The sequence below is a fragment of the Mesorhizobium sp. Pch-S genome (genome assembly GCF_004136315.1).
GTDB lineage: Bacteria > Pseudomonadota > Alphaproteobacteria > Rhizobiales > Rhizobiaceae > Mesorhizobium.
The window spans coordinates 2,964,209-2,990,786 of record NZ_CP029562.1 but is presented as its reverse complement, the minus strand read 5'-3'; the positions used below and the strand labels follow the sequence as shown (position 1 = coordinate 2,990,786).

28 protein-coding genes and 1 pseudogene are annotated in these 26,578 nt (G+C 60.5%); 21 read left to right on the top strand and 8 right to left on the bottom strand.

Going from position 1 to position 26,578, the window contains the following annotated elements:
- Nucleotides 1–3: 3 nt before the first annotated feature.
- On the bottom strand, nucleotides 4–1,176 hold the full coding sequence (locus C1M53_RS13930; RefSeq protein ID WP_245488546.1) for an amidohydrolase/deacetylase family metallohydrolase: 1,173 nt from the start codon (nucleotides 1,174–1,176) through the stop codon (nucleotides 4–6).
- Nucleotides 1,177–1,352: 176 nt separating this feature from the next.
- Between C1M53_RS13930 and C1M53_RS13925 the strand changes: the two genes are divergently transcribed.
- The 6 genes from C1M53_RS13925 (at nucleotide 1,353) to C1M53_RS13900 (ending at nucleotide 7,303) form a co-directional block, all read left to right on the top strand.
- On the top strand, nucleotides 1,353–2,594 hold the full coding sequence (locus C1M53_RS13925; protein WP_165358138.1) for a sugar ABC transporter substrate-binding protein: 1,242 nt from the start codon (nucleotides 1,353–1,355) through the stop codon (nucleotides 2,592–2,594).
- Nucleotides 2,595–2,713: 119 nt separating this feature from the next.
- Nucleotides 2,714–3,622, top strand: a complete 909-nt coding sequence (locus tag C1M53_RS13920) for a sugar ABC transporter permease (protein WP_207213107.1) — start codon at nucleotides 2,714–2,716, stop codon at nucleotides 3,620–3,622.
- Nucleotides 3,615–4,442, top strand: a complete 828-nt coding sequence (locus tag C1M53_RS13915; protein WP_129412779.1) for a carbohydrate ABC transporter permease — start codon at nucleotides 3,615–3,617, stop codon at nucleotides 4,440–4,442. The genes C1M53_RS13920 and C1M53_RS13915 overlap by 8 nt, the downstream gene beginning before the upstream one ends.
- Before the next feature lie 9 nt (nucleotides 4,443–4,451).
- Nucleotides 4,452–5,525 (top strand): sn-glycerol-3-phosphate ABC transporter ATP-binding protein UgpC, encoded by a 1,074-nt coding sequence (gene ugpC / locus C1M53_RS13910; RefSeq protein WP_129412778.1) that lies wholly within the window; start codon nucleotides 4,452–4,454, stop codon nucleotides 5,523–5,525.
- Nucleotides 5,519–6,205, top strand: coding sequence for a TetR/AcrR family transcriptional regulator (locus C1M53_RS13905; RefSeq protein ID WP_129416169.1), 687 nt, complete (start codon nucleotides 5,519–5,521; stop codon nucleotides 6,203–6,205). Before ugpC ends, C1M53_RS13905 begins: the two co-directional genes overlap by 7 nt.
- Nucleotides 6,206–7,303: a D-TA family PLP-dependent enzyme gene (locus C1M53_RS13900; RefSeq protein ID WP_129412777.1), complete on the top strand. Its 1,098-nt coding sequence runs from the start codon at nucleotides 6,206–6,208 to the stop codon at nucleotides 7,301–7,303.
- A 53-nt stretch (nucleotides 7,304–7,356) separates the two neighbouring features.
- On the opposite strand, the gene C1M53_RS13895 is transcribed toward C1M53_RS13900, so the two are convergent.
- Nucleotides 7,357–8,256, bottom strand: a complete 900-nt coding sequence (locus C1M53_RS13895; RefSeq protein WP_129412776.1) for a LysR family transcriptional regulator — start codon at nucleotides 8,254–8,256, stop codon at nucleotides 7,357–7,359.
- Between the two features lie 114 nt (nucleotides 8,257–8,370).
- Between C1M53_RS13895 and C1M53_RS13890 the strand changes: the two genes are divergently transcribed.
- The 3 genes and pseudogenes from C1M53_RS13890 to C1M53_RS32120 all read left to right on the top strand — a co-directional run bounded on the left by C1M53_RS13890 (nucleotide 8,371) and on the right by C1M53_RS32120 (nucleotide 10,459).
- Nucleotides 8,371–9,144 (top strand): SDR family oxidoreductase, encoded by a 774-nt coding sequence (locus C1M53_RS13890; protein WP_129412775.1) that lies wholly within the window; start codon nucleotides 8,371–8,373, stop codon nucleotides 9,142–9,144.
- A 125-nt stretch (nucleotides 9,145–9,269) separates the two neighbouring features.
- Nucleotides 9,270–9,662 (top strand): annotated as a pseudogene (locus tag C1M53_RS32125) (low temperature requirement protein A); the annotation flags it as partial.
- Nucleotides 9,663–9,736: 74 nt separating this feature from the next.
- Nucleotides 9,737–10,459, top strand: a complete 723-nt coding sequence (locus tag C1M53_RS32120; protein ID WP_245488545.1) for a low temperature requirement protein A — start codon at nucleotides 9,737–9,739, stop codon at nucleotides 10,457–10,459.
- Between the two features lie 91 nt (nucleotides 10,460–10,550).
- Here C1M53_RS32120 and C1M53_RS13880 read toward each other — a convergent pair whose 3' ends face one another.
- Nucleotides 10,551–11,273, bottom strand: a complete 723-nt coding sequence (locus C1M53_RS13880) for a hypothetical protein (RefSeq protein WP_129412774.1) — start codon at nucleotides 11,271–11,273, stop codon at nucleotides 10,551–10,553.
- A 108-nt stretch (nucleotides 11,274–11,381) separates the two neighbouring features.
- Nucleotides 11,382–13,259: a GGDEF domain-containing protein gene (locus C1M53_RS13875; RefSeq protein WP_129412773.1), complete on the bottom strand. Its 1,878-nt coding sequence runs from the start codon at nucleotides 13,257–13,259 to the stop codon at nucleotides 11,382–11,384.
- 312 nt (nucleotides 13,260–13,571) lie between these two features.
- Between C1M53_RS13875 and C1M53_RS13870 the strand changes: the two genes are divergently transcribed.
- The 3 genes from C1M53_RS13870 to C1M53_RS13860 all read left to right on the top strand — a co-directional run bounded on the left by C1M53_RS13870 (nucleotide 13,572) and on the right by C1M53_RS13860 (nucleotide 16,068).
- Nucleotides 13,572–13,937: a hypothetical protein gene (locus C1M53_RS13870; protein WP_129412772.1), complete on the top strand. Its 366-nt coding sequence runs from the start codon at nucleotides 13,572–13,574 to the stop codon at nucleotides 13,935–13,937.
- A gap of 229 nt (nucleotides 13,938–14,166) precedes the next feature.
- Entirely contained in the window at nucleotides 14,167–14,538 is a 372-nt protein-coding gene (locus tag C1M53_RS13865) for a DUF2934 domain-containing protein (RefSeq protein WP_129412771.1), read from the top strand.
- Between the two features lie 327 nt (nucleotides 14,539–14,865).
- Entirely contained in the window at nucleotides 14,866–16,068 is a 1,203-nt protein-coding gene (locus C1M53_RS13860; protein ID WP_129412770.1) for an aromatic ring-hydroxylating dioxygenase subunit alpha, read from the top strand.
- 11 nt (nucleotides 16,069–16,079) lie between these two features.
- Here C1M53_RS13860 and C1M53_RS13855 read toward each other — a convergent pair whose 3' ends face one another.
- Nucleotides 16,080–16,943 carry an AraC family transcriptional regulator gene (locus C1M53_RS13855; RefSeq protein ID WP_129412769.1) on the bottom strand — a complete coding sequence of 288 codons (864 nt, stop codon included), beginning with the start codon at nucleotides 16,941–16,943 and terminating at the stop codon, nucleotides 16,080–16,082.
- 130 nt (nucleotides 16,944–17,073) lie between these two features.
- Between C1M53_RS13855 and C1M53_RS13850 the strand changes: the two genes are divergently transcribed.
- The 3 genes from C1M53_RS13850 to C1M53_RS13840 all read left to right on the top strand — a co-directional run bounded on the left by C1M53_RS13850 (nucleotide 17,074) and on the right by C1M53_RS13840 (nucleotide 19,288).
- Nucleotides 17,074–18,006, top strand: coding sequence for a phytanoyl-CoA dioxygenase family protein (locus C1M53_RS13850; protein WP_129412768.1), 933 nt, complete (start codon nucleotides 17,074–17,076; stop codon nucleotides 18,004–18,006).
- A gap of 123 nt (nucleotides 18,007–18,129) precedes the next feature.
- On the top strand, nucleotides 18,130–19,017 hold the full coding sequence (locus C1M53_RS13845) for a DMT family transporter (protein ID WP_129412767.1): 888 nt from the start codon (nucleotides 18,130–18,132) through the stop codon (nucleotides 19,015–19,017).
- Between the two features lie 61 nt (nucleotides 19,018–19,078).
- Entirely contained in the window at nucleotides 19,079–19,288 is a 210-nt protein-coding gene (locus C1M53_RS13840; RefSeq protein WP_129412766.1) for a hypothetical protein, read from the top strand.
- 32 nt (nucleotides 19,289–19,320) lie between these two features.
- Here the strand turns inward: C1M53_RS13840 and C1M53_RS13835 are convergent, their stop codons facing one another.
- Nucleotides 19,321–20,739 (bottom strand): aminotransferase, encoded by a 1,419-nt coding sequence (locus tag C1M53_RS13835; protein ID WP_129412765.1) that lies wholly within the window; start codon nucleotides 20,737–20,739, stop codon nucleotides 19,321–19,323.
- 295 nt (nucleotides 20,740–21,034) lie between these two features.
- Here C1M53_RS13835 and C1M53_RS13830 point away from each other — a divergent pair, with 295 nt between their 5' ends.
- The 3 genes from C1M53_RS13830 to C1M53_RS13820 are packed head-to-tail and all read left to right on the top strand — an operon-like array spanning nucleotide 21,035 to nucleotide 23,893.
- Nucleotides 21,035–21,955 carry an ABC transporter permease gene (locus C1M53_RS13830; RefSeq protein ID WP_129412764.1) on the top strand — a complete coding sequence of 307 codons (921 nt, stop codon included), beginning with the start codon at nucleotides 21,035–21,037 and terminating at the stop codon, nucleotides 21,953–21,955.
- On the top strand, nucleotides 21,952–22,782 hold the full coding sequence (locus C1M53_RS13825) for an ABC transporter permease (protein ID WP_129412763.1): 831 nt from the start codon (nucleotides 21,952–21,954) through the stop codon (nucleotides 22,780–22,782). The genes C1M53_RS13830 and C1M53_RS13825 overlap by 4 nt, the downstream gene beginning before the upstream one ends.
- Nucleotides 22,783–22,819: 37 nt before the next feature.
- The gene (locus tag C1M53_RS13820; RefSeq protein ID WP_129412762.1) at nucleotides 22,820–23,893 is read left to right on the top strand and encodes an ABC transporter ATP-binding protein; all 1,074 of its coding nucleotides are present in this window, start codon (nucleotides 22,820–22,822) and stop codon (nucleotides 23,891–23,893) included.
- A 9-nt stretch (nucleotides 23,894–23,902) separates the two neighbouring features.
- Here the strand turns inward: C1M53_RS13820 and C1M53_RS13815 are convergent, their stop codons facing one another.
- Complete coding sequence (locus tag C1M53_RS13815) at nucleotides 23,903–24,223, bottom strand: metalloregulator ArsR/SmtB family transcription factor (RefSeq protein WP_129412761.1); 321 nt, start codon at nucleotides 24,221–24,223, stop codon at nucleotides 23,903–23,905.
- 51 nt (nucleotides 24,224–24,274) lie between these two features.
- On the opposite strand from C1M53_RS13815, the gene C1M53_RS13810 reads away from it, so the two are divergent.
- The 3 genes from C1M53_RS13810 to C1M53_RS13800 all read left to right on the top strand — a co-directional run bounded on the left by C1M53_RS13810 (nucleotide 24,275) and on the right by C1M53_RS13800 (nucleotide 25,736).
- A complete protein-coding gene (locus tag C1M53_RS13810) occupies nucleotides 24,275–24,757 on the top strand; it encodes an SRPBCC domain-containing protein (protein WP_129412760.1) in 483 nt (160 codons plus the stop codon).
- A 49-nt stretch (nucleotides 24,758–24,806) separates the two neighbouring features.
- Nucleotides 24,807–25,277 (top strand): SRPBCC family protein, encoded by a 471-nt coding sequence (locus C1M53_RS13805; protein ID WP_129412759.1) that lies wholly within the window; start codon nucleotides 24,807–24,809, stop codon nucleotides 25,275–25,277.
- A 99-nt stretch (nucleotides 25,278–25,376) separates the two neighbouring features.
- The gene (locus C1M53_RS13800; protein ID WP_129412758.1) at nucleotides 25,377–25,736 is read left to right on the top strand and encodes a VOC family protein; all 360 of its coding nucleotides are present in this window, start codon (nucleotides 25,377–25,379) and stop codon (nucleotides 25,734–25,736) included.
- A 39-nt stretch (nucleotides 25,737–25,775) separates the two neighbouring features.
- Here the strand turns inward: C1M53_RS13800 and C1M53_RS13795 are convergent, their stop codons facing one another.
- Nucleotides 25,776–26,540, bottom strand: a complete 765-nt coding sequence (locus C1M53_RS13795; protein WP_129412757.1) for a TerC family protein — start codon at nucleotides 26,538–26,540, stop codon at nucleotides 25,776–25,778.
- Nucleotides 26,541–26,578: the final 38 nt, after the last annotated feature.

The window sequence follows — 26,578 nt, the reverse complement described above, 5'->3', positions numbered from 1 at the left end:
CGATCAGCTGGATTGGCCCGGCAAAGGCTGGCTTTCGCCCTCGAGAGTGATTTCCTGGCCCCTCACGATCAGCCGTTCGCAAACGAGGCGGCGCTCCACGCTCAGGGCTTCGCCGCTTGCGTCATGGAAGACCCACGGCTCGTCGCGCCATTTGAGAACCGCGATGTTGGCTTCGTCACCAACGGCGATGCGGCCGAGTTCGGGATGACCGATGACCGTTGTCGGGTTGGCGCTGCCGCAGGCGAGAGCCGTCGTTGGGTCCACGCCGAGGGCGATCAGCTTGTTGATCGTCGTCAACAGGTCGAATGCGGGACCGTCGACACTCAAGGTATGAATGTCGGAGCTGATCAGATCAGGCACGAAACCTTCCGCAAGCATCTCCCGGCAGACCTTGAATGAAAAGCCGCCCATGCCGTGACCGATATCGAAATGCACACCGCGCTCACGCGCTTGCCACGCCGACTCGATGACATGCCCGTTGACCGTTGCGGCATTTGGATCGGGTCGGCAGCAATGGGTGATGATGTCACCCTTGCGCAGGACACGCAGGACGTCGTCGATGGAGGGCGGATCGAGGTCCACGTGACACATCACGGGAAGCTTGACGCGTTCCGCCACGTCCAGCGCGATCTCCAGCGCTCTTGCGCCATTGTCTCCAGCCGCCTTTCGACCCGCGCGAACCTTGATCCCGACGACCTTGTCGGGATGCGCCAAGGCGGCATCGATGCAAGCATCGGGATCGGCCAGGCGGATGTCGCAGCATTCGCCAACCATGACCCGCTTCGAAAACCCGAATATTCCCGGAAAGGAGACGTTCAGAAACGCGTAGGTGTGGAACGGCGAAGGATCGAAGACAAACGCTCTTAAGCCGACAAAATTGCCAGCACCCGCGGAGCCGGCGTCGACGAAAACGCCCGTGCCGGAGCGATGAGCAACGATTTCGGGTTTCACTCCGAGCGAGGTCGCGCCCCAATAGATATGGGTATGGATATCGCTCAGTGCAGGCAAGACAATCGCGCCCGAGACGTCGATGACGGTGTCGCCCGGCCTTGGATCGACGGCACCGACGGGTCCGATCCGGCCTCCCTCTATCGAGACGTCCGAAATGGCGGCTTCGGTTCCGCCAAAAGCGAGAACCTTTCCGCCTTTCAAGATGACACGGTGTGCGATGGTCACGACTCTACTCCCCTGCGTTGGTTCAATGCGTGAAGACCTTAGGCCGGCGACGCCGCGAACCAAACATAAGGGTAAAAAATCACATACCGACTAGTCAGTCAATATTGACAGAAGCGAATTTGTCGTAGCACATGACGGCCGTCACTGGATTTTATGGCGCATTCGGGGAGGTTCTGATGGCCAAGAGACTGCTAGGCGCATTGATATTTGGTTCTGCCGTCGCAATGGCTGCGCTGCAGACCACAAGCACATGGGCGAAAGACGTCGTTCGGGTGCGTGTTGCGGAATACAGCACCAAGACCGGCCCTTTCTTTCAGGGTCTGGCGGAAAAGTTCAATGCCGCCAACCCCGACATCGAAGTCAAGGTTGAGCATCTGCCCTGGCCTGAAATGCAACAGCAGCTGGTAAGCGATATTTCAGCGGGAACCGCGCCGGATATTTCGCACATGGCAACGCGCTGGATGGCCGGTTTCGCCAAGGATGGCGCGCTGGCTCCGATCGAAAGCCTGATGTCACCTGGCTTTGCCGATACCTTCGTGCCGACCTATCTCGACCTGCAGAAACAGGATGGACACACCTGGGGTCTGCCGATCGCAGCCTCTGCGCGCGGCATGTTCTACAACAAGAAGCTGCTTGAAAAAGCCGGCATAACAAATCCGCCCAAGACCTGGGATGAAGCTTTCGAAGCCGCCAAGAAAATCGATGCGCTTGGCGATGACATCTACGGCATGGGCATGCAGGGCAAGGACCTCGATACCGAGGGATACTGGTTCTACACGCTCTGGACCCATGGCGGCGCCATCATCGGTCCGGATGGCAAAAGCGGCTTTGCTTCACCGGAAGCGGTGGCGGCGACCAGGAACTATCTTCGCTTCATCGAGGCCAAGGCGACCCAACCCGGCGTGACCGGCTCCAGCCGCGAGGATCTGCAGAACCTGTTTGCCGCCGGCAAGCTCGGCATCGTCCTGTCTGGCCCATGGCTCAACGCGCAGATGGCGGAGCAGGGCAAGGACATCGACTACGGCATCAGCCAGATTCCGATCTCGACCGCCTCGGCAACCTATGGCGTGACCGACACGATCTCCATCCTCGAAACGTCGAAGGTGAAACCGCAGGCGATGAAGTTCCTTGAGTACATCTTCAGCAAGGAAAACCGCCTCGAATTCGGCAAGCTGGAAGGGTTCGTCCCGGTGCTGAAGTCGGAATCGACCGAGCCGTTCTTCACCGGCAATCCGAAGATGGCCATCTTCCTCGAAATGGGGCCCGTGGCGAAGTTCGCACCGCTGTTCCCGCGCTGGGAAGAAATGGCCGATGGCCTGAAATCTGAACTGGCGAAGATCTATGCAGGCGAAGCGACACCGGAAGCCGGCCTGCAGGCCGCGGCCGAAAAGATGAACGCCTTGCTCGCCGAAAAATAGGGGCGTGCGCCGTTCCATCAGTGCTTCATTCTTCAGAGGCGACGCGGGAACACCGCGTCGCCGCCTCAGGACCCAGGTTCAGTCCCATGTCGGCAATTGACAGCAGCACGCCAATTCGAATGGCCAGGCTCCGGCGATCCGGAGCTGCGCAATCCAATTCGCTCTTCGCCCTGATCCTGGTGGCTCCCTGCCTGCTGCTGTCCGTCACGGTCATCGGTTATCCGATCTTCGACGTCATCCGCATGTCCGTTTTTGATGTCAGCCGCATCGGCGTCGTCAGGGAGTTCACCGGCTTCGGCAACTTCATCAAGACGTTCAGTGATCCGGTTTTTGTTCAGGCTTGTTGGCAGACGCTGATATGGACAGTTGCCGTGGTCGGCGGAACGATGCTGGTTTCGATCCCGATCGCACTGATCCTCAACGAGGAGTTCTACGGGCGGACGATAGCGCGCACCATCGTCCTGCTGCCATGGGCCATCTCGCTTGCGATGACCGCCGTGGTCTGGCGTTACGTCGTCAACGGCGACTTCGGCACGCTCAACATGACGCTGTCCGCGCTTGGCCTGCCATTCGATGGCTATCCCTGGCTTGCCGACGCCAGGATGGCATTCACTTTGGAAATTCTGGTCGGCATTCTCGTATCGGTCCCGTTCACGGTGACGATCCTGCTCGGTGGGCTGACCTCCATTCCGGACACTCTCTACGAGGCTTCGGCGATGGACGGCGCGCGCGCCCTCCACAGCCTCCGCTACATCACCATGCCCCTGCTTTGGCCATTCATGCAGATCGCGATCGTCCTCAACGTGATCTATGTCTTCAATTCATTCCCGATCATATGGATCATGACCAATGGCGGCCCTTCGAACCGCACGGATATCCTGATCACCTACATCTACAAGCAGGCCTTCGCTTTCGGCAAATTGGGCAATGCGGCGGCAGGCTCGGTGATCATGTTCGCGATGCTGTTGGTCTTCGCGGTCATCTATCTCTACCTGACCAAGGCGCGGGGGGCGCGAGACGATGTCTAAGGCCAGGAAAAGCGTGCTCTGCTGGGCGGCGCTGTCGCCCTTTCTGATTGTCGTGCTGTTCCCTTATCTGACGATGCTGTCGACGGCGCTGAAACAGAAGGACGAGATCTTCACGTTCCACCGCAGCTGGCTGCCGCGAGAGTTCTATCTCGGCAATTTTGTCGAACTGTTCGTCGATCGCAACTTTGGCCGGGCACTGGTGAATTCGCTCACGATCAGCGTCGGCGCGACGCTGCTGTCGCTCGCGGTCGCTATCCCCGCCGCCTATGCGCTGACGCGCATGCGTGTTCCGGGAAACAGCGCCCTGACCAACTACCTGCTTATCACTCAGATGATCTCACCGATCGTGCTCATCATCGGCCTGTTCCGCATGTTCGCCTATTTCGGCCTGATAAACAGTCTGATGTCGGTGATCATAGCGCACAGCGCCTTCTTCATGGCCTTTGCCGTGTGGATGCTGAAAAGCTATTTTGCGACGATCCCAAAGGATCTTGAAGAAGCCGCATGGATCGACGGAGCCAGCCGTTTCAGCGCGTTTGTCCGCATATTCCTGCCGCTGTGCCTGCCCGGTGTTGTCGTGACGGCGATCTTCACCTTCGTCAATTCATGGAACGAGTACGCCATGTCTTTGACGCTGTTGCGTGACGTCAATCAGCAGACCGCACCGGTTCAGATCGCGTTCCTGACGGGCACGCTCTACCAGATTGAATGGCATCTGATCATGGCAGCGACGCTGATCGCGTCCGTGCCTGTGGCTGTCGTCTTTGCCAGCATCCAGCGATACCTCATCGGCGGAATGTCGCTGGGCGGCGTGAAGTAGGAGGACCCTATGGCTTCGATAGATCTTGTCGGCGTCAGCAAGCAGTTTGGCGCGCTGAATATCCTGGACGATGTCAACATATCGATCGGCGACCGTGAGTTCGTCGTTCTGGTCGGGCCTTCCGGATGCGGAAAGTCGACCCTTCTCAGGATGATTGCCGGACTGGAACCGATTTCCGACGGCATGATCCGCATCGATGGCGAGGTGGTGAACCATCTTGGACCACAGAAGCGGGATCTTGCCATGGTCTTCCAGACCTATGCGCTTTATCCGCACATGACGACCGCGCAAAATATCGGTTTCCCGCTCAAGCTACGCGGTTCGTCGCCCGAGCAGATCGAACGATCGGTCGCGCGTGTCGCGTCCACCCTGCATCTGGAAACATTGCTCGATCGTCAGCCACGCGCGCTATCGGGTGGCCAGCGCCAGCGTGTAGCGATGGGCCGTGCCATGGTGCGCGAACCACGCGCGTTCCTGTTCGACGAGCCGCTGAGCAATCTTGACGCCAAGCTGCGCCATCACATGCGCATTGAGCTGCGCCAGTTGCACAAGTCGCTTGGTGCGACGTCAATCTATGTGACGCATGACCAGATCGAAGCCATGACCATGGCCGACCGCATCGTGGTCATGAACAGGGGAAAGGTCGAGCAGATCGGCACCCCCCTGGAACTCTTCGACCGGCCGGCAAACACGTTCGTTGCCGGGTTCCTCGGGTCTCCGACAATCAACTTCGCCAAAGGCCGGCTGTCGGCCGGATCGAAGAACATTACGTTCGACGACGGCATCTATCCCCTGCCCCTCAACGGGACTTCAGACATCGCAGCACAAGATGTGATCGCCGGCGTGCGCCCGCAACATATCGAGATCGTCGCCACGGATGTGGCGCCTTTGAAAGGCACGGTCATGCTTGTGGAACATACCGGCTGCGAGACGAATGTGATCCTCACCGTCGGCGACTGCGAATGGACGGTGCAGACGCTCAATCGTCACCGGCTGAACCAAGGCGAGCAGGTTGGCCTCAAATTCGACCCGGCGCATCTGCATCTGTTCTCGGCGTCGTCGCAGGAGCGCATCATATGGTAGACATCCGGGACACAAAGACTGATTCAAGGGCAAAATCCGTGGGCACCAGGAAGCGCGATCCTGAACGGACGATTCGCACCATCATCGAAGCCGCCCGGCAGGAATTTGCCGAGCACGGCTATGACGGCGCGCGCACCGATCGCATCGCCGCCCTTACCGGAATGAGCAAAGGCGTTCTCTACCATCACTACAATTCCAAGGACGACTTGTTCGTCGCAGTCCTCGAGGACATCTATCAGGAGCTTCGTTCCCAGAACGAAGCTCTCGTGCTCGACGTTTTTGAGCCGGAGGAAGGCATCCGCCAGCTCATCGCCCATACCTACAACTATTTCGCGACCCACCCGGAATTCATCGTCCTGGTGAATTCCGAAAACCTGATGAAAGCAGTTCATCTGGAAAAATCGGAAAGCGTGCGCAGCATGTTCGCGCCGCTGTCTACCCGACTCGGCGAACTTATCGACCGCGGACAGGAGCAGGGTATCTTCCGCCGGGATGTGGATATTGTTGAACTCTATATCTCCATCGTCGGCCTTGGATATTTTTTCCTGGCGAACCGCTGGACACTCAGTGTCGTGTTCAACCGGAACCTGCTCGCTGACGGCGCCGAAGATCTGCGCCTGGCGCACATCATCGATGTCGTGCTTGGTTATCTTCGCAATGTCGACGCGGCAGATCGCTAGATGGAAGCCGGAGCTTTGAACTTGCCGGCGGCCGGCCCCCTCAAGTGGCGTGACGTGGTGGAAACGCCGGCGGTGTTGATCGACCTCGATGTTGTCGAGGCAAACATCCTGCGCTGTCAGGCTCACTGTGCAGCGCTGGGTTTTACGGTGCGCCCGCATATCAAGACACACAAGTTGCCGGTGCTCGCCCACGCGCAGCTTGCGGCCGGCGCGGTCGGCGTCACCGCCCAGAAACTCGGCGAGGCCGAGATCATGGCCGACGCAGGCATCGAAGACATCCTGATCAGCTACAACATTGTCGGCAAGGCAAAGCTTCGGCGGCTTCGGCAGCTGGCTTCGCGCGCCAGGATCACCGTCGTGGCGGACAGCATCGAAGTCGTTTCCGGCCTGTCGGCTGAGTTTGCCGACAGTTCTTCGGTGCTGGATGTGCTGGTGGAGTGCGATACCGGAATGGGCCGCTGCGGGGTGCTCACCCCGCAGGCTGCCGTCACGCTGGCACGCCAGGTCGCTGCCTGTCCCGGACTACGCTTCGCTGGCCTGATGACTTATCCCGCTCCGAAACAAGGCAACTCAGCCGCGGGATGGCTCGGAGAGGCAATCGCTCTGTTGCACGCTGCGGGGCTCAAATCCGATACCGTCTCCAGCGGCGGCACACCCGACCTTTATGCGATGACTCGACACGACAGCGTCAGCGAATACAGGCCAGGCAGCTACATCTACAACGACCGTTCCTTGATCGAAGCTGGCGCGTGCGACGCAACTGATTGCGCGCTGACGGTTGTTGCAACGGTTATCAGTTCCCCAGAACCCAATCGCACGATCATCGATGCCGGAACCAAGGTTTTAACCTCCGATCTGTTCGGCATGCAGCACTACGGCATGATTCCCGAGCGCCCCGATTTCGCAATCGTTTCCCTGAACGAGGAACATGGCCGGATCGAATGCCTGTCCGGTGACGCGCCAGGTGTTGGCGACTTACTGCGCATCATTCCCAACCACGCCTGCGTTGTTTCCAACATGGTCAACCACGTCCATCTCGTCCGCGGCGACAACTATGTCCGGGCCGAGTTGGTCGCAGCACGTGGCAAGATCGAATAGTGCCCTGTCGAAGAGACGGACCTGGCGTGTCCGCAACAGGCCCTGGAAAGGGCCTATCTGACGGCATTCCGCAACAACTCCTCCAGCCAGTCGGCAAAGACGTGCAACCTGCGGGACAGATGCTGCCTGCTTGGATAGAGGATCGTCATGGCCATTGGCTCCGCTTGAAAGCCCGGCAACACCTCGACGAGTTCGCCGGCCTCAAGATGGGGGCGGACATCATAGGCGGGAATCTGGATCAGCCCTAGCCCGGCAAGACAGCAGGCAATGCAGGCTTCAGCGCTGTTGGGGGTCACGCGGCCACGCATCGGAAGAGAGTGCAAGACCCCATTCTCCAGCCATTCCCAATCGTCGATACGGCCACTCGAAGGGGATGCATAATTGACCGCCAGATGATCCTTCAGATCGCCCGGTGCCATCGGCACGCCATGGCGTTCGAGATAGGCGGGACTGGCGACGTTGATGAGAGGCAGTTGCCCGATCGAACGCGCGATAAGCCCCGAATCCGCCAGAGGACCGACCCGCAGGACACAATCGACACTGTCCTCGATCAGGTTGACGGCACGATCCGTGACACCGAGGTCGATATCGATCTGAGGATACCTTTCGAGGAAACCGGGCAGAGCCGGGGCGATGACCAGGCGTCCGATACGGCCTGGCACGTCGACCTTCAGCCTGCCGGACGGTTCCTTTCCGGCTAGTCTGAACAGGGTTTCCGTTTCCTCGACATCAGCGATCACGCGCAGGCAGCGGTCGTAGAAGGCAGTGCCATCCTGGGTGGGCGAAACGCGTCGTGTCGTCCGGTGCAGCAATCTGGCGCCGACACGGTCTTCGAGCTCGATGACCGCCGCCGAAACGGATGAGCGCGGCAGTCCCAGTGTCGCCGCCGCGCGGGTGAAACTGGAGCATTCGACGACCCGCGCAAAGATGCGGAACAGGTCTATCCGATCCAAATCCAGGCGTTCCTTTGGTAGCTAACTCTGACAAGTGATGTCAGAAATGGCAGCTTTATGCGAATTTCTCAGACGATACATGGCGTGGTGACGGAAAGCAAAGGAGGCCACGTCATGACCGATCACAGCATCAAGGGAAAAACCGTTCTCATCGCCGGAGGCGCAAAGAACCTCGGCGGACTCATCGCCCGCGATCTCGCGGCCCATGGCGCCGGGGCGATCGCCATCCACTACAACAGCGCAGCCACCAAGGCCGACGCCGATGCCACGCTCGCTGCGGTAACGGCTGCGGGCGCCAAGGCAGTAGCCTTCCAGGCAGACCTCACCACGGCCGGCGCCATTGAAAAGCTCTTTGCGGACACTGTCGCGGCGGTCGGCCGCCCCGACATCGCCATCAACACCGTCGGCAAGGTGCTGAAGAAGCCGATGGTCGAGATTTCGGAAGCCGAATATGACGAGATGAGCGCGGTGAACGCCAAGACGGCCTTCTTCTTCCTCAAGGAGGCAGGCAGGAACGTCAACGACAATGGCAAGATCTGTACCCTGGTGACCTCGCTGCTAGGCGCCTTCACGCCCTTCTATTCCAGCTATGCCGGAACCAAGGCACCTGTGGAGCACTTCACGCGTGCAGCCTCCAAGGAATTCGGCGAGCGTGGCATCTCGGTAACCGCGATCGGCCCCGGTCCGATGGACACCCCGTTCTTCTATCCGGCCGAAGGGGCCGATGCGGTCGCCTACCACAGGACGGCTGCAGCATTGTCGAACTTCTCAAAGACGGGCCTGACCGACATCCAGGACATCGTGCCATGGATCCGCATGCTGGTCTCCGACGGCTGGTGGATGACCGGACAGACCATCCTGGTCAATGGCGGCTACACCACCAAGTAGGCTGGCGTCCTGTCGACGTGCGGCGGGGATCTTCGCGAAGCCTGTGAAGAACCCCGCCTGCAACGATTGCGGTCAGTTCGGGTCGGTGTTCAATTTGGCGTTGTCTTTTTCGAGGGGAACACGGGATGACTGTCGAAGCCAGCAAGATGACCGGGCACCACCCTCTGCTGCGGCAGCGTGACGGCCATCACGCCCGCGTCACGTTCGAGGAGCTGTTCTTCGACCTGGTCTATGTCTTCGCAGTCACCCAGCTCAGCCATGAGCTGTTGACCAATCTGACACCGACCGGCGTTGTCGAAACGCTGATCCTGTGGTTCGCGGTCTGGCTCGGGTGGCAGTACACGTGCTGGTTCACCAACTGGTTCGACCCCGAGACCCCGCGCATTCGTGGGGCGCTGTTTGGGGTGATGCTTGCGGCCCTGGTGATGGCCTCGGCCATTCCAGGAGCCTTCGGCGATCGCGGGCTGGTCTTTGCACTCGCCTATGTCGCGATACAGGTCGGCCGCACGGCCTATGTCGTCTGGGAACTGGGGCCGAACCATCCGCTCTCCGCCAACTACCGGCGCATGCTGGCTGGCTTTCGATCGCAGCGGTGTTCTGGATCGCCGGTGCTCTCGCCGAGCACTGGACCCGCGCAGCGCTATGGGCCGTTGCGATCGCCTGCGAATACCTGTCGCCGATGTTCGGTTTCGCGCTTCCCGGGTTTGGCCGCTCCAGAACGAGCGACTGGACCATCGAGGGTGGACACCTGGCGGAACGCTGCCAGCTGTTCGTCATCGTCGCGCTTGGCGAAACGTTGCTTGCCACCGGCGCAACGCTCGGCCGCGCGGAGGTTTGGGAGCCTGCCGTGCTGTCGGCCCTGCTCGCCACCTTCCTCGGTACCCTGGCGATGTGGTGGCTGTATTTCGGGACATCGAGCAAGGATGCGACCGAAACCATCACCCGTTCCGACGACCCCGGCCGGCTCGGCGCCTATTTCCACTACATCCATGCCGTGCTGATCGGCGGGATCATCGCCACGGCCGTCGGCAACGACCTTGTGCTTGCCCATCCGCATGACGGCCTGAAGACGGCCTACGCCCTGACCTTGTGCGGGGGACCAGCGATCTACCTGCTCGGCAGCGCCATCTACAAGAAGATGGTCTACGGCACCGTGCCGGTTTCCCACATTGCCGCCATCGTCGCACTGGCGCTGTTGTTCCCGGTCGCGTTCAAAGTCGACCTTCTGACGATGGGCTGGCTGACCACCATCGTCATGCTGGCGGCTGGTTTGTGGGAGAACAGATCGGCAAGCCGCCGCCACATGACGTCCTAAACCGGATGCGCCAGTCAAAACTCTTCGCTTGATCCGACACCGAGAGAGGCCTGTTGCCCGAGCGGAGTGGCCTATGCTTGAGATGACGATCTCAAGTCTGCAACTTATCTCTTCTAAGAGTGGAAACCAGCATCAGACCTATGCCCAAGGCACCGGTACCTCCAATACCCCAATAATTTAGTAGGTTTTCGAGTATCCAGTCGCCCGGCTCGAGCGGCTTGATACTGGTGCCTTTTCTTACAGAAAATTGGGATGAAATCGGATCAATCTCGAATTCGCACAAACCTGCTTTTTTCACAGAGGGGCCGGATTTGAGAAAATCGAAAGGCATATCCCTGTCGTCGACACTCCGCCTCCGGAGGAAGGTCCCATCCAAGGCAAAAGTGTCCACCGTATTGGTTCGAACACTATAGATTTCCAAACTCTGATCCGGACTTGCCGCGATTTTGAAAACGCCGCCAGCGCTGTCAGGTTGGAACGCGGCCTTGAATTTACCATTGCAATCATAGAGTTGAACTCGGTCAGCGCGACCGATTATCGGATCCTTTATCTTGACGAAGACATCTCCACTTTCCGTCACCACCACCTGATCGTGGATACGGATTGGTGGCCACGCCCGCGCAAGCAGGAGATTCTGATAGAAAAGGTTTGCAACCATCGTCCCTGCAAACGCCAGCGTGAGCATGAATGAGCCAAATAGATACATTCGATTTGCTCGCGCAGGGCTATTTCGCCATAGCCCGATAGTGGCACCGATCGTTATCAAGAGCGGGAAGACAACCTCGAGCCAATGGACAGATACGTGAGGATTCATGATTCCAATCTTCGAATGAACGCGTTTTAGAACGATCAGCGCTATTTGTTTTCGACAGTGGAAACTTGAAACCTCATGAAGCTATCGACGCTAACGACGGCGTCTGACTCAGGCCCGCCGGCGCTGTAGATCCTTGACGCCGGCCCGGCGAGCCAGGACGGCAGAAGCAATCGACACACGATTTCGGCCATCCGATTTCGCCCGGTAGAGTGCCTTGTCCGCACGCTCGACCAGATGACGCCAGTCGCGCGGACCGCGTTGGCCGCAGGCGACACCGAAGCTTGCGGTGACGCTTATCTGCTGGCCGTCGGAAAGCATGAAGCGATGGTTCTGCAGCTTGCTGCGGATTGTTTCTGCAAGACGTCCGGCCTGGTCGAGGTCCGCCCGGGAAAGCAGCAAGGCGAATTCTTCGCCCCCGAAGCGGGCCACGACACAATCGATCGGTGCCTCGCGCGTCAGAAGCCTGGCCGTCTCAATCAGCACGCGGTCACCCGCGAGGTGTCCATACGTGTCGTTGATGCTCTTGAAGTGGTCCAGATCGACCATGATCAGGGCGAGCGCATCATCCGCCGGCAAGCCGTCGCGGCCGTTCTGGGCAATGTAATCGAGCGTGCGTCGGTTCAGGGCGCCCGTCAGGCCGTCGGTTTCGGCCTGCAGTCGCAATTCACTGGTCAACGAGGCACGCTCGCGCATGCGATCCTGCAGGATGTCAATCGCGTCGAACAGCCGTGTCATTTCGCCGGCACTGCCGGAATCGCGCCTTGCCACCAGCGGACGATCCTCGGCCAGGCCGATCACCTCCTCATGCGCCTGCAGCAGCGGACGGAAAACATCACGACGCACCGACAGGAGCACTCCGACCAGAACGGCAAGCACGATCGAGGTCGCCAGTGCAACGATGACAAGCAACCGCAACGCGGCATCACGTTCCATGGCAACACGCGACACCGTGTTGTCGAGGAAAGCTGTCCGATAATCCTCCACCGACTTCATGGTCGGCACGAAGGATCGGGTCAGTTCCGTCGCCGTCATCGGATAGTCGCTGGAATCCTTGCCCTGCTTGATGATGGCGTTGACCATGTCCATGCCGACACCGAAGAACAGCCTGTCGATGGCAGCCTGGTTCCTGGCAAGATCCGGCATGGCATTGAGAGCGGTCTGGCCGCGCAGCATATGCCATATCTGGTAGATGCGTCCCTGATCGCGGCGCGCGTCGATGATGTTCTCGAGCGGGATCGGCTGATGCGACGCCATCGGCGCAATCACTTCCGAGGCTATGCGCCCGCCAAATTCACGCAGGTCCGCCAGCATCTGGCCAATGAGCACCGGCTCCGACAAACCGCTGTCATGGCCGATCAGCTGGTTCGCCCGCGCTGTCGTGACGGCACGAAAATTGTCGGAGACCTCGAACATCGCTTCGATGGCTTCCTGCATCGCCTTGAGCCTGGCCTGACCACCCTGCACGGTTGCGGCACGGTCGACCTTGGCTCTGGCTGCGGCAAGGCTTTCGGTAACGGCACCGAGGAGTTCCGGCGGAATGGGATGGTCGTGCAGCAGGACTGGCACCTCGGGCATTGCCGCAAGAGCCGCCAGGGCCGTGTCGCTGCGGGTACGAAACTCGGCGAGCCGCTTCAAGGCTGCGTCGGTTCGATCGGACATCACATCATTGGCCGGGCCACGCTCGGCGGAGATAAGGTTCGCGGTATCGAGCACCTGCCTGAAATATTGGATGTCGTAGTGGTTCTGTCTGGCCTCCGCGAAATCGTTCCAGGCGCGCGACAGGATCATGGCCGCCAGCACGACCGCACAGAGGATCGCTAGGCCGATACTGAACGAGAGCTTCGGGTAGAGGCTTTGATCCCGCCTGGTGAGGCGCGACCGCATCGCGCGGAAGGACCATGCATTGCCGTCGCGCTTCGGACCGAAAGTCGCCGTCAAGACAACCGGAGTTGCCGTATGTGTCTCGTGGGAAGCAGTGTCTATCATGAAGAAGCGTCTGGAAAGGAACCCTGTGTAACCCTGGTCTAGCGGCAGTCGCCTGCCGTTTGGTGAAGCGGATTGGTAAACCGAAATAAAATAGCCCCGGGTGCTTTTTGATGGCACGACGCTTCTTAACACGCGAACTTTATATATGTTCCTTCGCCCATAGCGTGCAATCCTGAGCGACGACACACATTGCAGCGGCGACGCACATTGCGGACACCAATTGGTCACGAAATGACCCGGTGAGCGGCGGCTTCAGGACTCATTGTCCTATTCTGCTGGTTGTCAGCGGGGGCCAACCGGAAAGGGAAACCCATGCACAAGGCTCTAATGCTTGCGGCCAGCATTTCTTTCGTCGGCATCGTGGCTGCGAATGCTCAATCATCGCCAACGCCACAAACACCGGCCAATCCGCCGGCGGCGGCACCAAGCGAAGCACCGAAGATCCAGCGCATCAACGTGGTCGATGTCAGCGAATTGCCCCAGGCAACGCAGAAGGAGGTCGAACAGGTGGTTGCGCAAGGCACCGATGACAGCCTCAAGCAATTGCGCAGCAATATCGATGCCGTCCCGGAAGCCAAGGCTGCCCTGAAGGCCAAGGGATCGACATCGGCACAGGTCGTGGCCACGAGCATGGGCCAGGACGGCACCTTGACGCTGATCACGAAAAAGAACAGCTGAAGCTGGCCTCGGCCCGTGCAAAGCCCCGGCCTCGGCCGGGGTTTTCGTTTCGAACTGACGGGGCATCTGCAGGCTTTGTGGCTTGACCTATCCCGCCCCGCGGAGACGCGCCCTATCCCGCGCACTTGCCACCGTCGTCACCTTGCGGAAATATGCGCATGTTCAACCTGCGGCTGCGCATGGTTCACTGCGTTGCGCGGGTATGCGTCGAACATCAGGAGAGACGTCCATGGCAGACGACAGGCAGGAACGCATCCGGCAGCGCGCCCACGAAATCTGGGAACGTGAGGGCAGGCCGCACGGCGCTCACGAACGCCACTGGCATCAGGCCGCCGATGAGATCGGGGCCGAAGAAAGCAAGGGTAAAAAGCCGGCGCGCGCGGCGAGCGCCAAGTCGGTCAAGGCTGCTGTTCCCGCAAAGGCAGCCAAACCGAAGGCAGCGGAAAAACCGGCGAAGGCAGCCAAGACAGTTGCACCCGCCAAGGCAGCAGCCATTGCAAAGGCTCCGGCCAAGACCGCAAAACCTGCGGCGAAGGCCGCCGATGCAAAACCGGCCGCCAAAAAGGCCGCAAAACCGAAAGCACCTGCCAAAGCCGGATAAACCGGCACCATCATTGTCACGTGCAGGAAAGCGTCCGAGGGTCAGCCTCGAGGCGCATCGTCGTGCGCCATCTTTCCGTTGAAGCTTGTTGTGTCAGGCACAGCAAAACCAGCCGTCCGAACTGGCGCGGCTTGTGTGATTTGCATCTCGTTTTGCAGGCGAAAGAGCCTGCGACAAACCCCGATTAAGTCGCGGGAAAGACGGGAAAATTCCCGTCCAGGCACAGTCGAATCTTCGTATGTGCGAATGCACAAAACTCACAAGCCATTGCATTTCAATAACAAATATGCTCTTATTGAATGAATATTCAATAAGAAAGCACTCCTCATGAACCCACATTTCCGCGATGTGGCGATCCCCAATGATTGGGACCGCAGCGGCTTGCCGGGCTGGGCCTACCACTCCGACGCACTGCTGGAGCTGGAGAAGGAGCATCTGTTCCGCACCCATTGGCAGATCGCCGGCCACGTCTCGGACGTGCCCAATCCCGGCGACTACCTGACCATGGATGTGGTCGGCGAGCGCGCACTGATCGTGCGCGGCAAGGACGGCATCGTGCGTGGCTTTCACAATCTGTGCCGGCACCGCGGCAGCCGGGTGGTCGCCGACAATCAGGGTCATTGCGCCAATGCGTTGGTCTGCCCTTTCCATGGCTGGGTCTACAATCTCGACGGCACGCTGCGCGGCGCCGCTCGTCCCCGTTCCTTCCCGGAACTGGACAAGACCGAATTCGGCTTGAAGCCACTCGACCTGGAAATCTGGATGGGTTTCATCTTCATCCGTTTCCGCGATGGCGGACCCCAGCCAGCCGTGGTCGACCTGTTGAAGCCGATCGAAGCGGAGTTCGCACCTTACCGAGCCGCAGAGATGGTGCCTTCCTGGGGCATCTGGACCCAGAAAAGCCCGGTCAACTGGAAATCGGTACGTGACGTCGACAATGAAGGCTACCACGTCGCCATGGCGCATCCGGCTCTGCAGGACCTCTATGGCTCGACCTACTACGACGAGCCTTTCATCAATGGCGTCTCGCGCTCCTTCGCAACCTACAATCCGCATGCCGGTCGCCGCTGGAGCGTCAGGAACTATGTACGGATTGCACCGCAGCCGGACCATCTTCCCGATACGCAGAAGAAGGCGTGGATCTACTATGGTCTGTTTCCCAACGCCGTCATCGCGGTAACGCCGGAATCGGTGCAATTCTACCAGGAGTTCCCACTGTCGACCGGCGAGACGCTGCTGCGCGGTGCCATCTACCGCTATGCTGACGAAAGTCGCGAGCAGGCTGCTGCTCGCTATCTTGCCTTCCGCATCGACCGCGACACCATGGCCGAGGATGTTCAACTTTCGGTCTGGTCGAACGAATCCATGCTGTCGGAGGCTTTTGCCGGCTTCTATATGTCCGACCTCGAATATGGCGTACGGACGCATCACGACCATCTGCGCCAGCAACTGCCGGTGTTGTCGCTGGAGGCCCAGCCGGCCGAGAAGGATATGGAAGCGCTCAACACCGCGCTGCTCAGCCGGGTCTGACGAGAAACCGATTACCGCGGCCTGAATCGCGCGCGGTAGTCGCGAGGCGACATGCCGCGCAGGCGGCGGAAATGCCTGTTGAAGTTCGCCAGCGAACCGTAACCGACGGCATTCGCGATGTGCTGGACCGGCTGGCTCGTCCCCGACAGACGCGCGCAGGCATCACCGATGCGCAGCCGGATGATGTAGTCGGAAATCGTTGCGCGCATGTGCCGGCGAAACAGCCGGTGCGTTCCCGAAACACTGAGCGCCGCGATGCCGGCAAGTTCCTCCAGTCGGATCTCCCGCGCATAGGACTGGTGGATGTGGGTCAGCACCCGGTCTATGCGCGCGCCTCCCGCGTCGCGCTCCATCGGCACCAGGGCCTCGCTGGAAAGCGGCTCGGTGTCGGCATCATCCGCGAGCCTGCCAAGAATGGCGAGCAAGGCAAGCAACCGCTGCGGCGCGGGCAGGTCGAACAGCCGCTTGAAGTCGTCGGCGAGCGCAACAGCCGATTCTCTCGAGAAACACAGGCCGGCGCCGGCCTTTGCGACAAGCGCGGCAACGGCGCCCAATTCCACCGACGAACTGGTGATCGTTTCGATCCATTCCTGCGTGAACCACACCACAAGTGCGACATGCGGCAAGGCCGGGTCCAGTTTCTCCGAGGATGACCATGTGTGCGGCAGGTTGGAGCCGACCAGGACCAGATCGATCCCATCGAAAGTACCGACATGGTCGCCGATGAAACGGTGCCCGCGCGAATTCAGCGTCAGGGTCAGTTCGAGTTCGGGATGATGATGCCACTGGAACGGGATGCCATCGTCGAGCCGCCGGTTCAGCATGCTCCAGGAGGCGTCAGGACTGGCTGGCACTCTTTCGAGATAAGGCTTCATGCGGCGCTATTGAGCTTCAAGACGCCAGAATAGTACCGGAAATTGCTGGTGCAGGACAACACGGCTTCGACTGCTTCCTTATTCTCCCGTTCATACCCCATCGTTGGGTGCCAGCCAGGGAGAGAACGCCATGCAAGCCGCAGCCGTGAAGGACCACCACCCGACCACGTCTATGTCCACCCAGTTGAAGGACATCGAGAAGACGCTGCCGCTGCGCGTGCTTTCCGAAGACGACTGGCAGCATTGGATCACCAATGGCTACGTCATCGTGCGCCAGGCGGTCCCGGCCGAGAACGTCAGGCGGCTGGTCGATCTCCTGTGGCGCTTCGACGAGAAGGACCCGACCGATCCTTCCACCTGGTATGCGCCGCAGCGGCGCGAGCACAAGATGAAGGAGCTGAACAACACCGGCATGCTGGAGATCTACAATCACCAGTATCTCTGGGACAATCGCATGGAGCGGCGCATCTACGACGCCTTCGTCGACATCTGGGACCGCGAGGATCTGTGGGTGACCATCGACCGCGCCAACCTCAACCCGCCGAAGAAGGTCAAGGGCAATCCCAACGGCTTCATCCACTGGGATGTCGACACCTCGATCCGCCCTCTGCCCATCGGCGTGCAGGGTGTGCTCAGCCTGCAGAAGCAGGACGGCGATGTCGGCGGTTTCCAATGCGTGCCGAAGCTGTTCTCCGATTTCGAGGCCTGGGAAAAAACGCAGCCTGCCGATCGCGACCCGATGCATCCCGACATGGCCGGTCAGGCTACCGTCAACATCGAGATGGAAGCCGGCGACCTGATGATCTTCAACTCGCTGCTGGCGCACGGCGTGCGTCCCAACCATTCCGACAACCGCGTGCGCATGGCGCAGTATATTTCCATGCATCCGGCGGAATGGGACAACGAGGCGGAGCGCCAGGAACGCCTCCGGCTGTGGCGTGAACTCGACCACCCGCAACGTGACGCCTTCCCAGGCGACCCGCGCGAATGGGAAAAGCACAACGCCACGACCGCAACCCTGACGCCGCTCGGCGAGAAGCTGCTCGGCCAGGCACGCTGGTAGGATCTATCGGCCGGCGACGCCACACTCCCTTCTTCACCAACACCGAAGAAGGGAGTGAATTCTGCCTGTCTGGATCAATATCTTCGACTGTAACGGCATGAGGCTTAGCGCTAGAAGCCGCGCATGAGCGCATCCGCCGGCCTATCCCCGCAGACCCGAGGCATCCTGTTGATGGCCGCGGTGGCCTTTGCTATCCAGATCGTCGACGGGCTGGCGAAATATCTGAGTGCCGACTATTCGCCGCTCTTCATCGGCTGGGCGCGCTATGCCGTGGCCACGATTATCGTTCTGCCTTACGCTTTTGCCCGCTATGGCCGGCACGTGTTCCCCTCAGAGCGCCTTGGCGCGCACATGCTGCGCACCATCCTGCTGGTCACGGCGATGTCACTCTATTTCGTCGCCATCACCTTCATCCCGCTGGCCACCGCCATCAGCGCCTATTTCATCGCGCCCATCATCGGCATGGTGCTGTCGGTGCTGATCCTGAAGGAGCGTATGACGTCGGTGAAGGGCATCAGCCTGGTGCTTGGTTTCGCCGGCGCCATGGTGATCCTGCAGCCGGGCAGCACGATTGACCCCGGCATTCTGCTGGCGCTCGCCTCGGGCTTGTGTTTCGCCTTCTACATGATCGTCACCCGAAAGGCCGCGCTGGAAAGCGATCCGCTCAAGACACTGGCCTTCCAATGCGCCTTCGGTGCGCTGATCCTGTTGCCGCAGGCCCTGTTCACCTGGTCCACACCTGCCTGGAGCGACCTCATCTTTTTCGCCGGAGTGGGTATCTTTTCCCTGATCGGTCATTTCATGCTGATCGTCGCCTTCCGGCTTGCCGAAACATCGGTGCTGGCACCACTTGTCTATCTCGAGCTGGTGGGGGCAGCCATCATCGGCTATCTCGCCTTCAACGAGGTTCCCGGCCCGGCCACCATCGCCGGCGCTACTCTTATCGTCCTTGCCGGCCTGATCCTGCTTTGGCAAAGCAAGACGATCCGCGTCGATGAACCAGCCGCCTAGCTCGGGTCCACAAACACCTTCGACCATGCGATAGTCAGCCTCCACACAAGGAGACGGCGATATGGACGCATGGCTCTATCTGCTGATCCCGGTGGCGATTGTCGCCGCGATCTTCCTCGGCATCAAATACCGCACGTCCAGCCGCCGGTTCATGGTGCCGCTCGTCGGTGGTTCTCTGGGATCCGGCGATGGCGGAGGGCATTATGGCGGCGACCATCATTCCGGAGGAGGTCACGGGAGTGGCGACAGCGGTGGTGGCGGCGACGGCTAAAGCAATCCCAACATAGCGGAGGCGCTCTGACCTCAGCCCTGCCACAGCCCCTCCCGGCGCAGGTCCCCCATCGTGCGCGAAATGCCTTCCCGCAGGATCGCGACCATTGTGTCGATCTGCTCGCGCGTGATGACCAGCGGCGGTGACATCACGCACATGTTGATCAGCGGACGCACCAGAAGCCCGAGCTCATGGCAATGCGCATCGATGCGCGCGCCGACTGCCCTGTCCAGCTGCAGCGGGTTCTTGCTTTCGCGATCCGCCACGCAGTCCACGCAGGCCATCAATCCCAGCCCGCGCACCTCACCAACCAGCGGGAGGTCTTCCAGCGACTTCAGCTGCGCCTGGAAGTAAGGTGCGACGGCCCGGGCATGCGCCAGAACCTCATCTTCAAGTATGTCGAGATTCTTCAGTGCCAGCGCACAACCGATCGGATGGCTGGTATAGGTCAGCCCATGCGCGAACATCGCGTCGGGATGGTTGGAGCGACGCAGCTCCTGCAGCAGCCGTTCGGAGATGACGACGCCACCGAGCGGGAAATAGCCGGATGTGACCCCCTTGGCGAAGGTGATCATGTCCGGATCGAGCCCGAACGCGTCGCCGGAAGCAAAGACGTGGCCGAGCCGGCCGAATGCCGTCACCACCTCGTCCGAGATGTAAAGGATATCGTTCTCGCGGCAGATTTCGCGGATGCGCCTCAGATAGCCGTCCGGTGGCACGATGACACCGCCCGAAGCCTGGACAGGTTCGCCTACGAAGGCACCGATCCTGCTGGCGCCGATCGCCTCGACCCTGCTTCGGAACTCCTCGACCAGCATGTCGGCAAAGGCACCGACTTCCATCCCCCCCGGCCGGCGAAACGGATCGGGTGATGACAGCTTCACCACCAGCTCGTCGGCGCCGTCCATCCAGTCGCGGTCACGCGGGCGGCCGTTCAGCGAAGCCGCCAGATAGGTGGAGCCGTGATAGGCGCCACCGCGCGACAGGATCAGTTTCTTTTCCGGCCGGCCACGCACGTTGTTGTAGAACTGCATGAAACGCAGCGCCGTCTCGACCGCCGACGATCCGCCGGTGGTGAAGAACACGTGACTGAGGTCGCCGGGCGCTGCCGCTGCGATACGCCGCGCCAGCTCCGCCGAGGGTGCGTTCATCGTATACCAAGGCGTGTTGTAGGACAGCTGCATCGCCTGGTCGTAGAGCACGCGCGCCAGCTCCTCGCGACGGTGGCCGACATTGGTGCACCACATGCCGGCCGGACCATCAATCAGCCGCTTGCCTTCACCATCGGTGATGTAGATGCCGTCGCCGTCGCCGATCAGCGCCCGCGCTTCGGCACCAACGGTGGAAGCCACCGGCCAGGGCTGGACGAGGTGACGTCGCGCGGTCTCAACGGCGTTTTCCGATACTTCCGCATTCAGCCCACCGGTTCCTGTCTCGCGCAGCGCAGCCATCGCAGCCTCGTTTGATTTCAACCTCTACAAGCCCTTCAAACCGTTGGAAAACACAGGTTTCACAAAAAGATTTTGAATGGCTGTTCAATCAACATCGCAGAAATACCGCTTGATTTCAACCGGCGGATGCGCTCATGATGAGGAAAGCCGGCAAGAGGACACCCGCCAGGGCTGCGCATCGACTCGCGAGCACAAGGCGGTTGAATCTCGACAAGAAAATGTGGGAACGACCGGCGGGAGGCAGCATGGCGGGACAGTCCAGGCCAGCGACCACATACGCACCGGGAGCGCTGCAATGACGGCAGCCGCAGAAGGGTCGCCGCCACTTGCTGCGGGCGGCATCAGGCGAAGGCCACCCTTCCTGCAGTCCGAATCCTTCCAGGGCCTTGCCCTGATCAGTCCAACGCTTCTCTACGCTCTTATCCTGCTGCTGCTGCCGATCCTGGTGGTGTTCGCCCATTCGTTCTGGACACAGAACTACCTCACCATCGACCACACCTTCACGCTGCAGAACTATCGCACCGCGCTGACCGAACCGATCTATCTCGACCTGTTGTGGCGTTCGCTTTTCGTGTCGCTTCTGGTGTCGCTGTTCACCGTGCTGCTGGCCTATCCGATCGCCTATTTCATTTCCTTCCACGGCGGCCGTCACAAGAGCCTGTGGCTCTTTCTCATCACCATCCCGTTCTGGACGAGCTACCTGCTGCGCGTGATGTCGTGGAAGGTCATCCTCGGCTACAACGGCGTGCTGAATTCCGGCCTGATGGGGCTCGGCCTGATCAGCGAGCCGTCCACCGCCCTGCTCTACAACACCAGCGCGGTCGTCATCACGCTCACTCACGCATGGGCGACCTTCGCCATCCTGCCGATCTACGTTTCGCTCGAAAAGGTCGATCGTACACTGATCGAGGCGGCGAAGGATCTCGGTGACGGACCGTTCCGATCCTTCCTGCGCGTGACGCTGCCGCTGTCGGCGCCAGGTGTGATCTCGGCGTTGCTCATCGTGATGATCCCGACGGTCGGTGACTATGTCACGCCGAAGCTGGTCGGCGGCAAGGACGGCGTCATGATCGCCAATGCCATCCAGGCGCAGTTCGGCAAGGCGGCGAACTGGCCCCTGGGGGCAGCGCTTTCCGTGACGACCATGATCGTGGTCAGCCTGATGGCGGGCGCCACCGTGTTTCTGCTCCGCGCGGCAATGAGGCTCGCGCGATGACCGTCCTCAAGCGCTTCCTGCCTGGCGGCAATTCCTGGCTGGCGGCCTATGCCTTACTCTATATCGGCTTTCTCTATCTGCCGGTGCTGTTCCTGCCGATCTTCTCGATCAACACCTCGGCCTCGCCGAAGTTCCCGCTCGCCGGCTATACGCTGCAGTGGTACCGCGACCTGCCGAAGACACCGGCGTTGATCGACGCCGCCTGGAACAGCATGATCGTCGGCGTTTCGGCTGCCGTGCTCTCCACGACCCTCGGCATCCTCGCCGCGCGCGCCATTACCCGCTACCGCTTCCCCGGCCGACGCCCGATCCACGGCCTGATCATGGCGCCGCTGGTGCTGCCGGAAGTCATCGTCGCCATATCCATGCTGCTGGTGATGCTGCAACTGGGCCTCAGCCTCTCGCTCTTCACCGTCGTGCTCGGTCATGTGCTGATCTGCATTCCCTATTCGATGTCGGTGCTGACTTCGGGCTTCGAAGGCTTCGACCGCAGCCTGGAAGAGGCATCAGCCGATCTTGGCGAAAGCGCCTTTGGCACATTCCGGCGCGTGACCTTGCCGATGGTCACGCCGGCCATCATCTCCAGCCTGCTTGTTTCCTTCACCATCTCGCTCGACGATTTCATCATCGCCTTTTTCCTTACCGGGACGGATGCGACACTGCCGATCTACATCTGGGGCCAATTGCGTTTCGCTGCCAAGCTGCCCGGAGTGCTGGCACTCGGTACGCTACTGCTCATCGGCTCCTTCGTGCTGCTCTCCATCGCCGAAATCCTGCGCCGCCGCGCTGCGCGTCGCACCCAGTCCGAGGGTCTTCTGCATGCTTGACCGGCCAATGCCCGACCGCCCGACCTCAGATCGGCCGATGATCGAAATCAGGGACGTTACCCGCAGCTACGGTGCCTTCAAGGCACTGGATGACTGCAGCCTGACCATCCGCGAGGGTGAATTCTTCTCCCTGCTCGGCCCCTCCGGCTGCGGCAAGACCACGCTGCTCAGGATGATCGCCGGCTTCGACAACCCGACCAGCGGCACCATCGCCGTCGACGGGCAGGAAATGGTTGGCGTGCCCGCCAACCGGCGCCCCACCAACATGGTGTTCCAGAGCTACGCCATCTTCCCGCACCTCAATGTCGAGCAGAACGTCGCCTATGGATTGAAGCGGCTGAAACTCGACCCGGCCGAGGAAAGACGCCGTGTCGAGGACGTACTCGCCATGGTTTCGCTGAACGGCCTTGGCAAGCGGGGGGCGCATGAACTCTCCGGCGGCCAACGCCAGCGCGTGGCGCTGGCCCGCGCGCTGGTGATGCGGCCGAAAGTGCTTCTGCTCGACGAGCCCTTGTCGGCGCTGGACAAGAAACTGCGCGAACAGATGCAGGTGGAGCTGCGCCGCCTGCAACAGGCGGTCGGCATCACCTTCATCCTGGTCACCCACGACCAGTATGAAGCCCTCGCCATGTCAGACCGTATCGCCGTGATGTTCGGCGGCCGCATCGCGCAGATCGCGTCACCGAAGGAGATTTACCAGCGGCCGGTGAACCGCCAGGTTGCCGATTTCCTTGGCGGCATGAATTTCGTGAAGGCCGAGATCGTCGAGGAAAACGGCTCGTCCATCACCGTCGACACCCTGGGCTTCGGTCGTGTCACCACCGAAAAGCCTAAGGCATTCATGCGTAGCGGTGCCGGCGCCACACTTGGCATCAGACCGGAGCGGCTCCGTGTGTTGTGGGACAGCGCAACGGCCAAACACGAGGTGTCCGGCACCGTTGTGGAGCGACACTATTTCGGTGAAATCACGCATCTCATCGTCGATATACCGGGCCTGGAAAAGCCACTATCGGTCACCGAGACAAATGACTTCGGCGCCGACGACATTCCGGTCGGGGCGCCCATCCGCCTTGGCTATGACCGCGATGCACTGGTGGCGATGGCGGAATAGTACACCCGACTACCCCAGATCCGCCTTCAGGCGATCGAGGATCGAAATGGCATGGGTAGCGTATTCGCTGATCCAGCGATCATGGATGCGTTTGATCGGCAGCGCGTCGAGGTGGTTCCAGCGCTCGCGCCCTTCGCGACGGGCAACGACCAGTCCGGCATCTTCCAGCACCTTCAGATGCATCATCACCGTGCAACGGTCCATGTCGGCGAACATCTCGCACAAGGCACCGGTCGTTTTCGGGCCATCCTTGAGTTCGTCGAGCAAAAGGCGTCGGCGCGGATGTGCCAAGGCTTTGAAAACATGATCGTCTTTTGCTTCGCTTGACATGTTATATTTTTATAACATTATAGAGGAAATTTCAAGCAGGAGGCTGTGGACATGTCCATTGCAATCAGGGTTTCCGGGCGCATCGGCAAGCCGGTCGCCGAAGTCTTCGACGCCGTCGTCAATCCGACCAAGCTCAGCGGCTATTTCACCACCGTGCGCGGTGCCTCCGCGCCGCTGGTGGTCGGCACCACCGTGACCTGGTGGGGCGAAATCCCGGTCGAGGTCGACGAAGTCGTACCGCAGCGGCGGATCGTGCTCCGCTGGGACGGCAGTGGTCCCGATGACAAGCCGGCATACAAAACCCGCATCGAGATGAACTTCGAACAGCTCGACGACGGCGGCACCTTCGTCACCATTGCCGAGGATGGCTGGCGCGAGGACGAGGCCGGCCGCAAGCGCTCTTACATCAACTGCGAGGGCTGGTCGCAGATGCTCGCCTGCATGAAGGCCTATGTCGAATACGGCATCAACCTGCGCGATGGCTACTACCGTTCCGAAATGAAGGGCGTGCCGGCCAATCCGGACAACATCTGACTCCGCCGAGAAGACACATCGCGGCTACCAGACAGGAAGGAACAAAGCGATGGAACTGCGCAAGGCCCCTGCCGCGGAAGTCGGCATGCTGATCCGCAAGCCGGTGACTGAGGTCTATGAAGCCTTCATCGACCCGGCCATCACGTCGAAATTCTGGTTCACCCATGGCAGCGCCCGCCTCGATTCAGGCCGGCAGGTCGAATGGGAGTGGCGCATGTATGACTTCAAGTCCCCTGTCGCCGTCAGGGAACTGGTGAAGGACCAGAAGATCCTGATCGGCTGGGGCGAGCCGGCGACGACTGTCGAATGGATCTTCAAAGCAATGCTGGACGGCACGGCGACCTTCGTCGCCATCCGCAATTTCGACTTCCAGGGTGACGCGGATCAGCAGGTCAAGACGGCGGTGGATTCGACGGATGGCTTTGCGCTCGTCCTCGCGGGCGCCAAGGCCTGGCTGGAACAAGGCATCACACTGGGATTGATCGCCGACCGGCATCCTGTCGGGGTGCCATCGACCTAGAGCGTTTCCGTTTTTCACGGAAACGCGGAAACGCTCCAGGCTTTTGTTTTGCTAACGCCAAATGATTCCATTTGGCTACAAAATGCTCGAGGCAGGATCATGCAAACGACATTTCGCGGAATTTTCCTGACCGCGGCGAACCCTGCCAAAACCGCGGAATTCTACCGCCGTGTCGCCGGCCTGCCGCTCGAACAGGTCGGTACGCCGGGCAGCTATGTCTACTGGCGCATCGACCGCGAGGGAGTTCAGCTGGCGATCCATGATGCGGCTGCCTTTGCCGGCTACACCCATCCGCCGCTGGCCGGCTCGAACGTAACCCACCTCTATTTCAACATCCATGACCGGGATGGCTTTCTCGCCCGACTGAAGGAGCTGTCCATCGAGCCCTTCGCCCTCGACGACGTCGTCGTCACCGTCGAGGATCCCGATGGCCGCAAGGTCATGTTCGGCGCCGCCTGAAGACTTGCCCGCCTCCATTGGAGACGGGCAAGTCAACCTTCAATGTCCGCCGCTTTTCTTCGCTTTCCTGCGCCGCGCCAGCATGTTGAGCGCCTCGACCAGTGCCGAGAAGCCCATGGCGGCGTAGATGTAGCCCTTCGGTACATGGTAGCCCATGCCGTCGGCTATCAGCGTCATGCCGATCATCAAAAGGAAGCCGAGCGCCAGCATCACGATGGTCGGGTTCTTGGCGATGAAGTTGGCGAGCGGCGCAGCCGCAAGCAGCATCACGACGACGGTGACGATCACCGCGATGTACATGATGGCGATCTCGTCGGTCATGCCGACGGCCGTGATGATGGAGTCGACCGAGAACACCAGATCAAGCAGCAGGATCTGCACGATCGCGCCACCGAGACTGATCTGCAGCGTCTCGCCGATCATGGAATCCTGATGATCCTGCGGATCGACCGTATGGTGGATCTCCTTGGTCGCTTTCCACACCAGGAACAGGCCACCGGCGATCAGGATCAGGTCGCGCCAGGAGAAATCATGGCCGAAGGCGCTGAACACCGGAGCCGTCAGCCCGACGATGATGGAGATGGTGGCGAGCAGCAGGAGGCGCATGATGAGCGCGGCACCGATGCCAAGCCGACGCGCCCGGGCGCGCTGGGCTTCCGGCAGCTTGTTGGTCAGAATCGAGATGAAGATCAGGTTGTCGATGCCGAGAACGATCTCGAGCGCGATCAGGGTGAGCAGGGCGACCCAGGCGGTCGGATCGTTGACGAAAGTGAAGTACGGCGCAAGAAACTCGATGATCTGCATGGAGGTCGTCTTCCCCTTGAACGATCTGAAGCAGGTAA

Bases quoted from the DNA above. Each gene is read 5' to 3' on its own strand.
- C1M53_RS13830 (WP_129412764.1), top strand. From the start codon at position 21,035: ATGACGGCAGCCGCAGAAGGGTCGCCGCCACTTGCTGCGGGCGGCATC.
- C1M53_RS13835 (WP_129412765.1), bottom strand. From the start codon at position 20,739: ATGGCTGCGCTGCGCGAGACAGGAACCGGTGGGCTGAATGCGGAAGTA.
- C1M53_RS13870 (WP_129412772.1), top strand. From the start codon at position 13,572: ATGCACAAGGCTCTAATGCTTGCGGCCAGCATTTCTTTCGTCGGCATC.
- C1M53_RS13915 (WP_129412779.1), top strand. From the start codon at position 3,615: ATGTCTAAGGCCAGGAAAAGCGTGCTCTGCTGGGCGGCGCTGTCGCCC.
- C1M53_RS13880 (WP_129412774.1), bottom strand. From the start codon at position 11,273: ATGAATCCTCACGTATCTGTCCATTGGCTCGAGGTTGTCTTCCCGCTC.
- C1M53_RS13875 (WP_129412773.1), bottom strand. From the start codon at position 13,259: ATGATAGACACTGCTTCCCACGAGACACATACGGCAACTCCGGTTGTC.
- C1M53_RS13900 (WP_129412777.1), top strand. From the start codon at position 6,206: ATGGAAGCCGGAGCTTTGAACTTGCCGGCGGCCGGCCCCCTCAAGTGG.
- C1M53_RS13860 (WP_129412770.1), top strand. From the start codon at position 14,866: ATGAACCCACATTTCCGCGATGTGGCGATCCCCAATGATTGGGACCGC.
- C1M53_RS13805 (WP_129412759.1), top strand. From the start codon at position 24,807: ATGGAACTGCGCAAGGCCCCTGCCGCGGAAGTCGGCATGCTGATCCGC.
- C1M53_RS13905 (WP_129416169.1), top strand. From the start codon at position 5,519: ATGGTAGACATCCGGGACACAAAGACTGATTCAAGGGCAAAATCCGTG.
- C1M53_RS13890 (WP_129412775.1), top strand. From the start codon at position 8,371: ATGACCGATCACAGCATCAAGGGAAAAACCGTTCTCATCGCCGGAGGC.
- C1M53_RS13840 (WP_129412766.1), top strand. From the start codon at position 19,079: ATGGACGCATGGCTCTATCTGCTGATCCCGGTGGCGATTGTCGCCGCG.
- C1M53_RS13925 (WP_165358138.1), top strand. From the start codon at position 1,353: ATGGCCAAGAGACTGCTAGGCGCATTGATATTTGGTTCTGCCGTCGCA.
- C1M53_RS13920 (WP_207213107.1), top strand. From the start codon at position 2,714: ATGGCCAGGCTCCGGCGATCCGGAGCTGCGCAATCCAATTCGCTCTTC.
- ugpC (WP_129412778.1), top strand. From the start codon at position 4,452: ATGGCTTCGATAGATCTTGTCGGCGTCAGCAAGCAGTTTGGCGCGCTG.
- C1M53_RS13795 (WP_129412757.1), bottom strand. From the start codon at position 26,540: ATGCAGATCATCGAGTTTCTTGCGCCGTACTTCACTTTCGTCAACGAT.
- C1M53_RS13865 (WP_129412771.1), top strand. From the start codon at position 14,167: ATGGCAGACGACAGGCAGGAACGCATCCGGCAGCGCGCCCACGAAATC.
- C1M53_RS13810 (WP_129412760.1), top strand. From the start codon at position 24,275: ATGTCCATTGCAATCAGGGTTTCCGGGCGCATCGGCAAGCCGGTCGCC.
- C1M53_RS13845 (WP_129412767.1), top strand. From the start codon at position 18,130: ATGAGCGCATCCGCCGGCCTATCCCCGCAGACCCGAGGCATCCTGTTG.
- C1M53_RS13825 (WP_129412763.1), top strand. From the start codon at position 21,952: ATGACCGTCCTCAAGCGCTTCCTGCCTGGCGGCAATTCCTGGCTGGCG.
- C1M53_RS13850 (WP_129412768.1), top strand. From the start codon at position 17,074: ATGCAAGCCGCAGCCGTGAAGGACCACCACCCGACCACGTCTATGTCC.
- C1M53_RS13820 (WP_129412762.1), top strand. From the start codon at position 22,820: ATGATCGAAATCAGGGACGTTACCCGCAGCTACGGTGCCTTCAAGGCA.
- C1M53_RS13855 (WP_129412769.1), bottom strand. From the start codon at position 16,943: ATGAAGCCTTATCTCGAAAGAGTGCCAGCCAGTCCTGACGCCTCCTGG.
- C1M53_RS13815 (WP_129412761.1), bottom strand. From the start codon at position 24,223: ATGTCAAGCGAAGCAAAAGACGATCATGTTTTCAAAGCCTTGGCACAT.
- C1M53_RS13800 (WP_129412758.1), top strand. From the start codon at position 25,377: ATGCAAACGACATTTCGCGGAATTTTCCTGACCGCGGCGAACCCTGCC.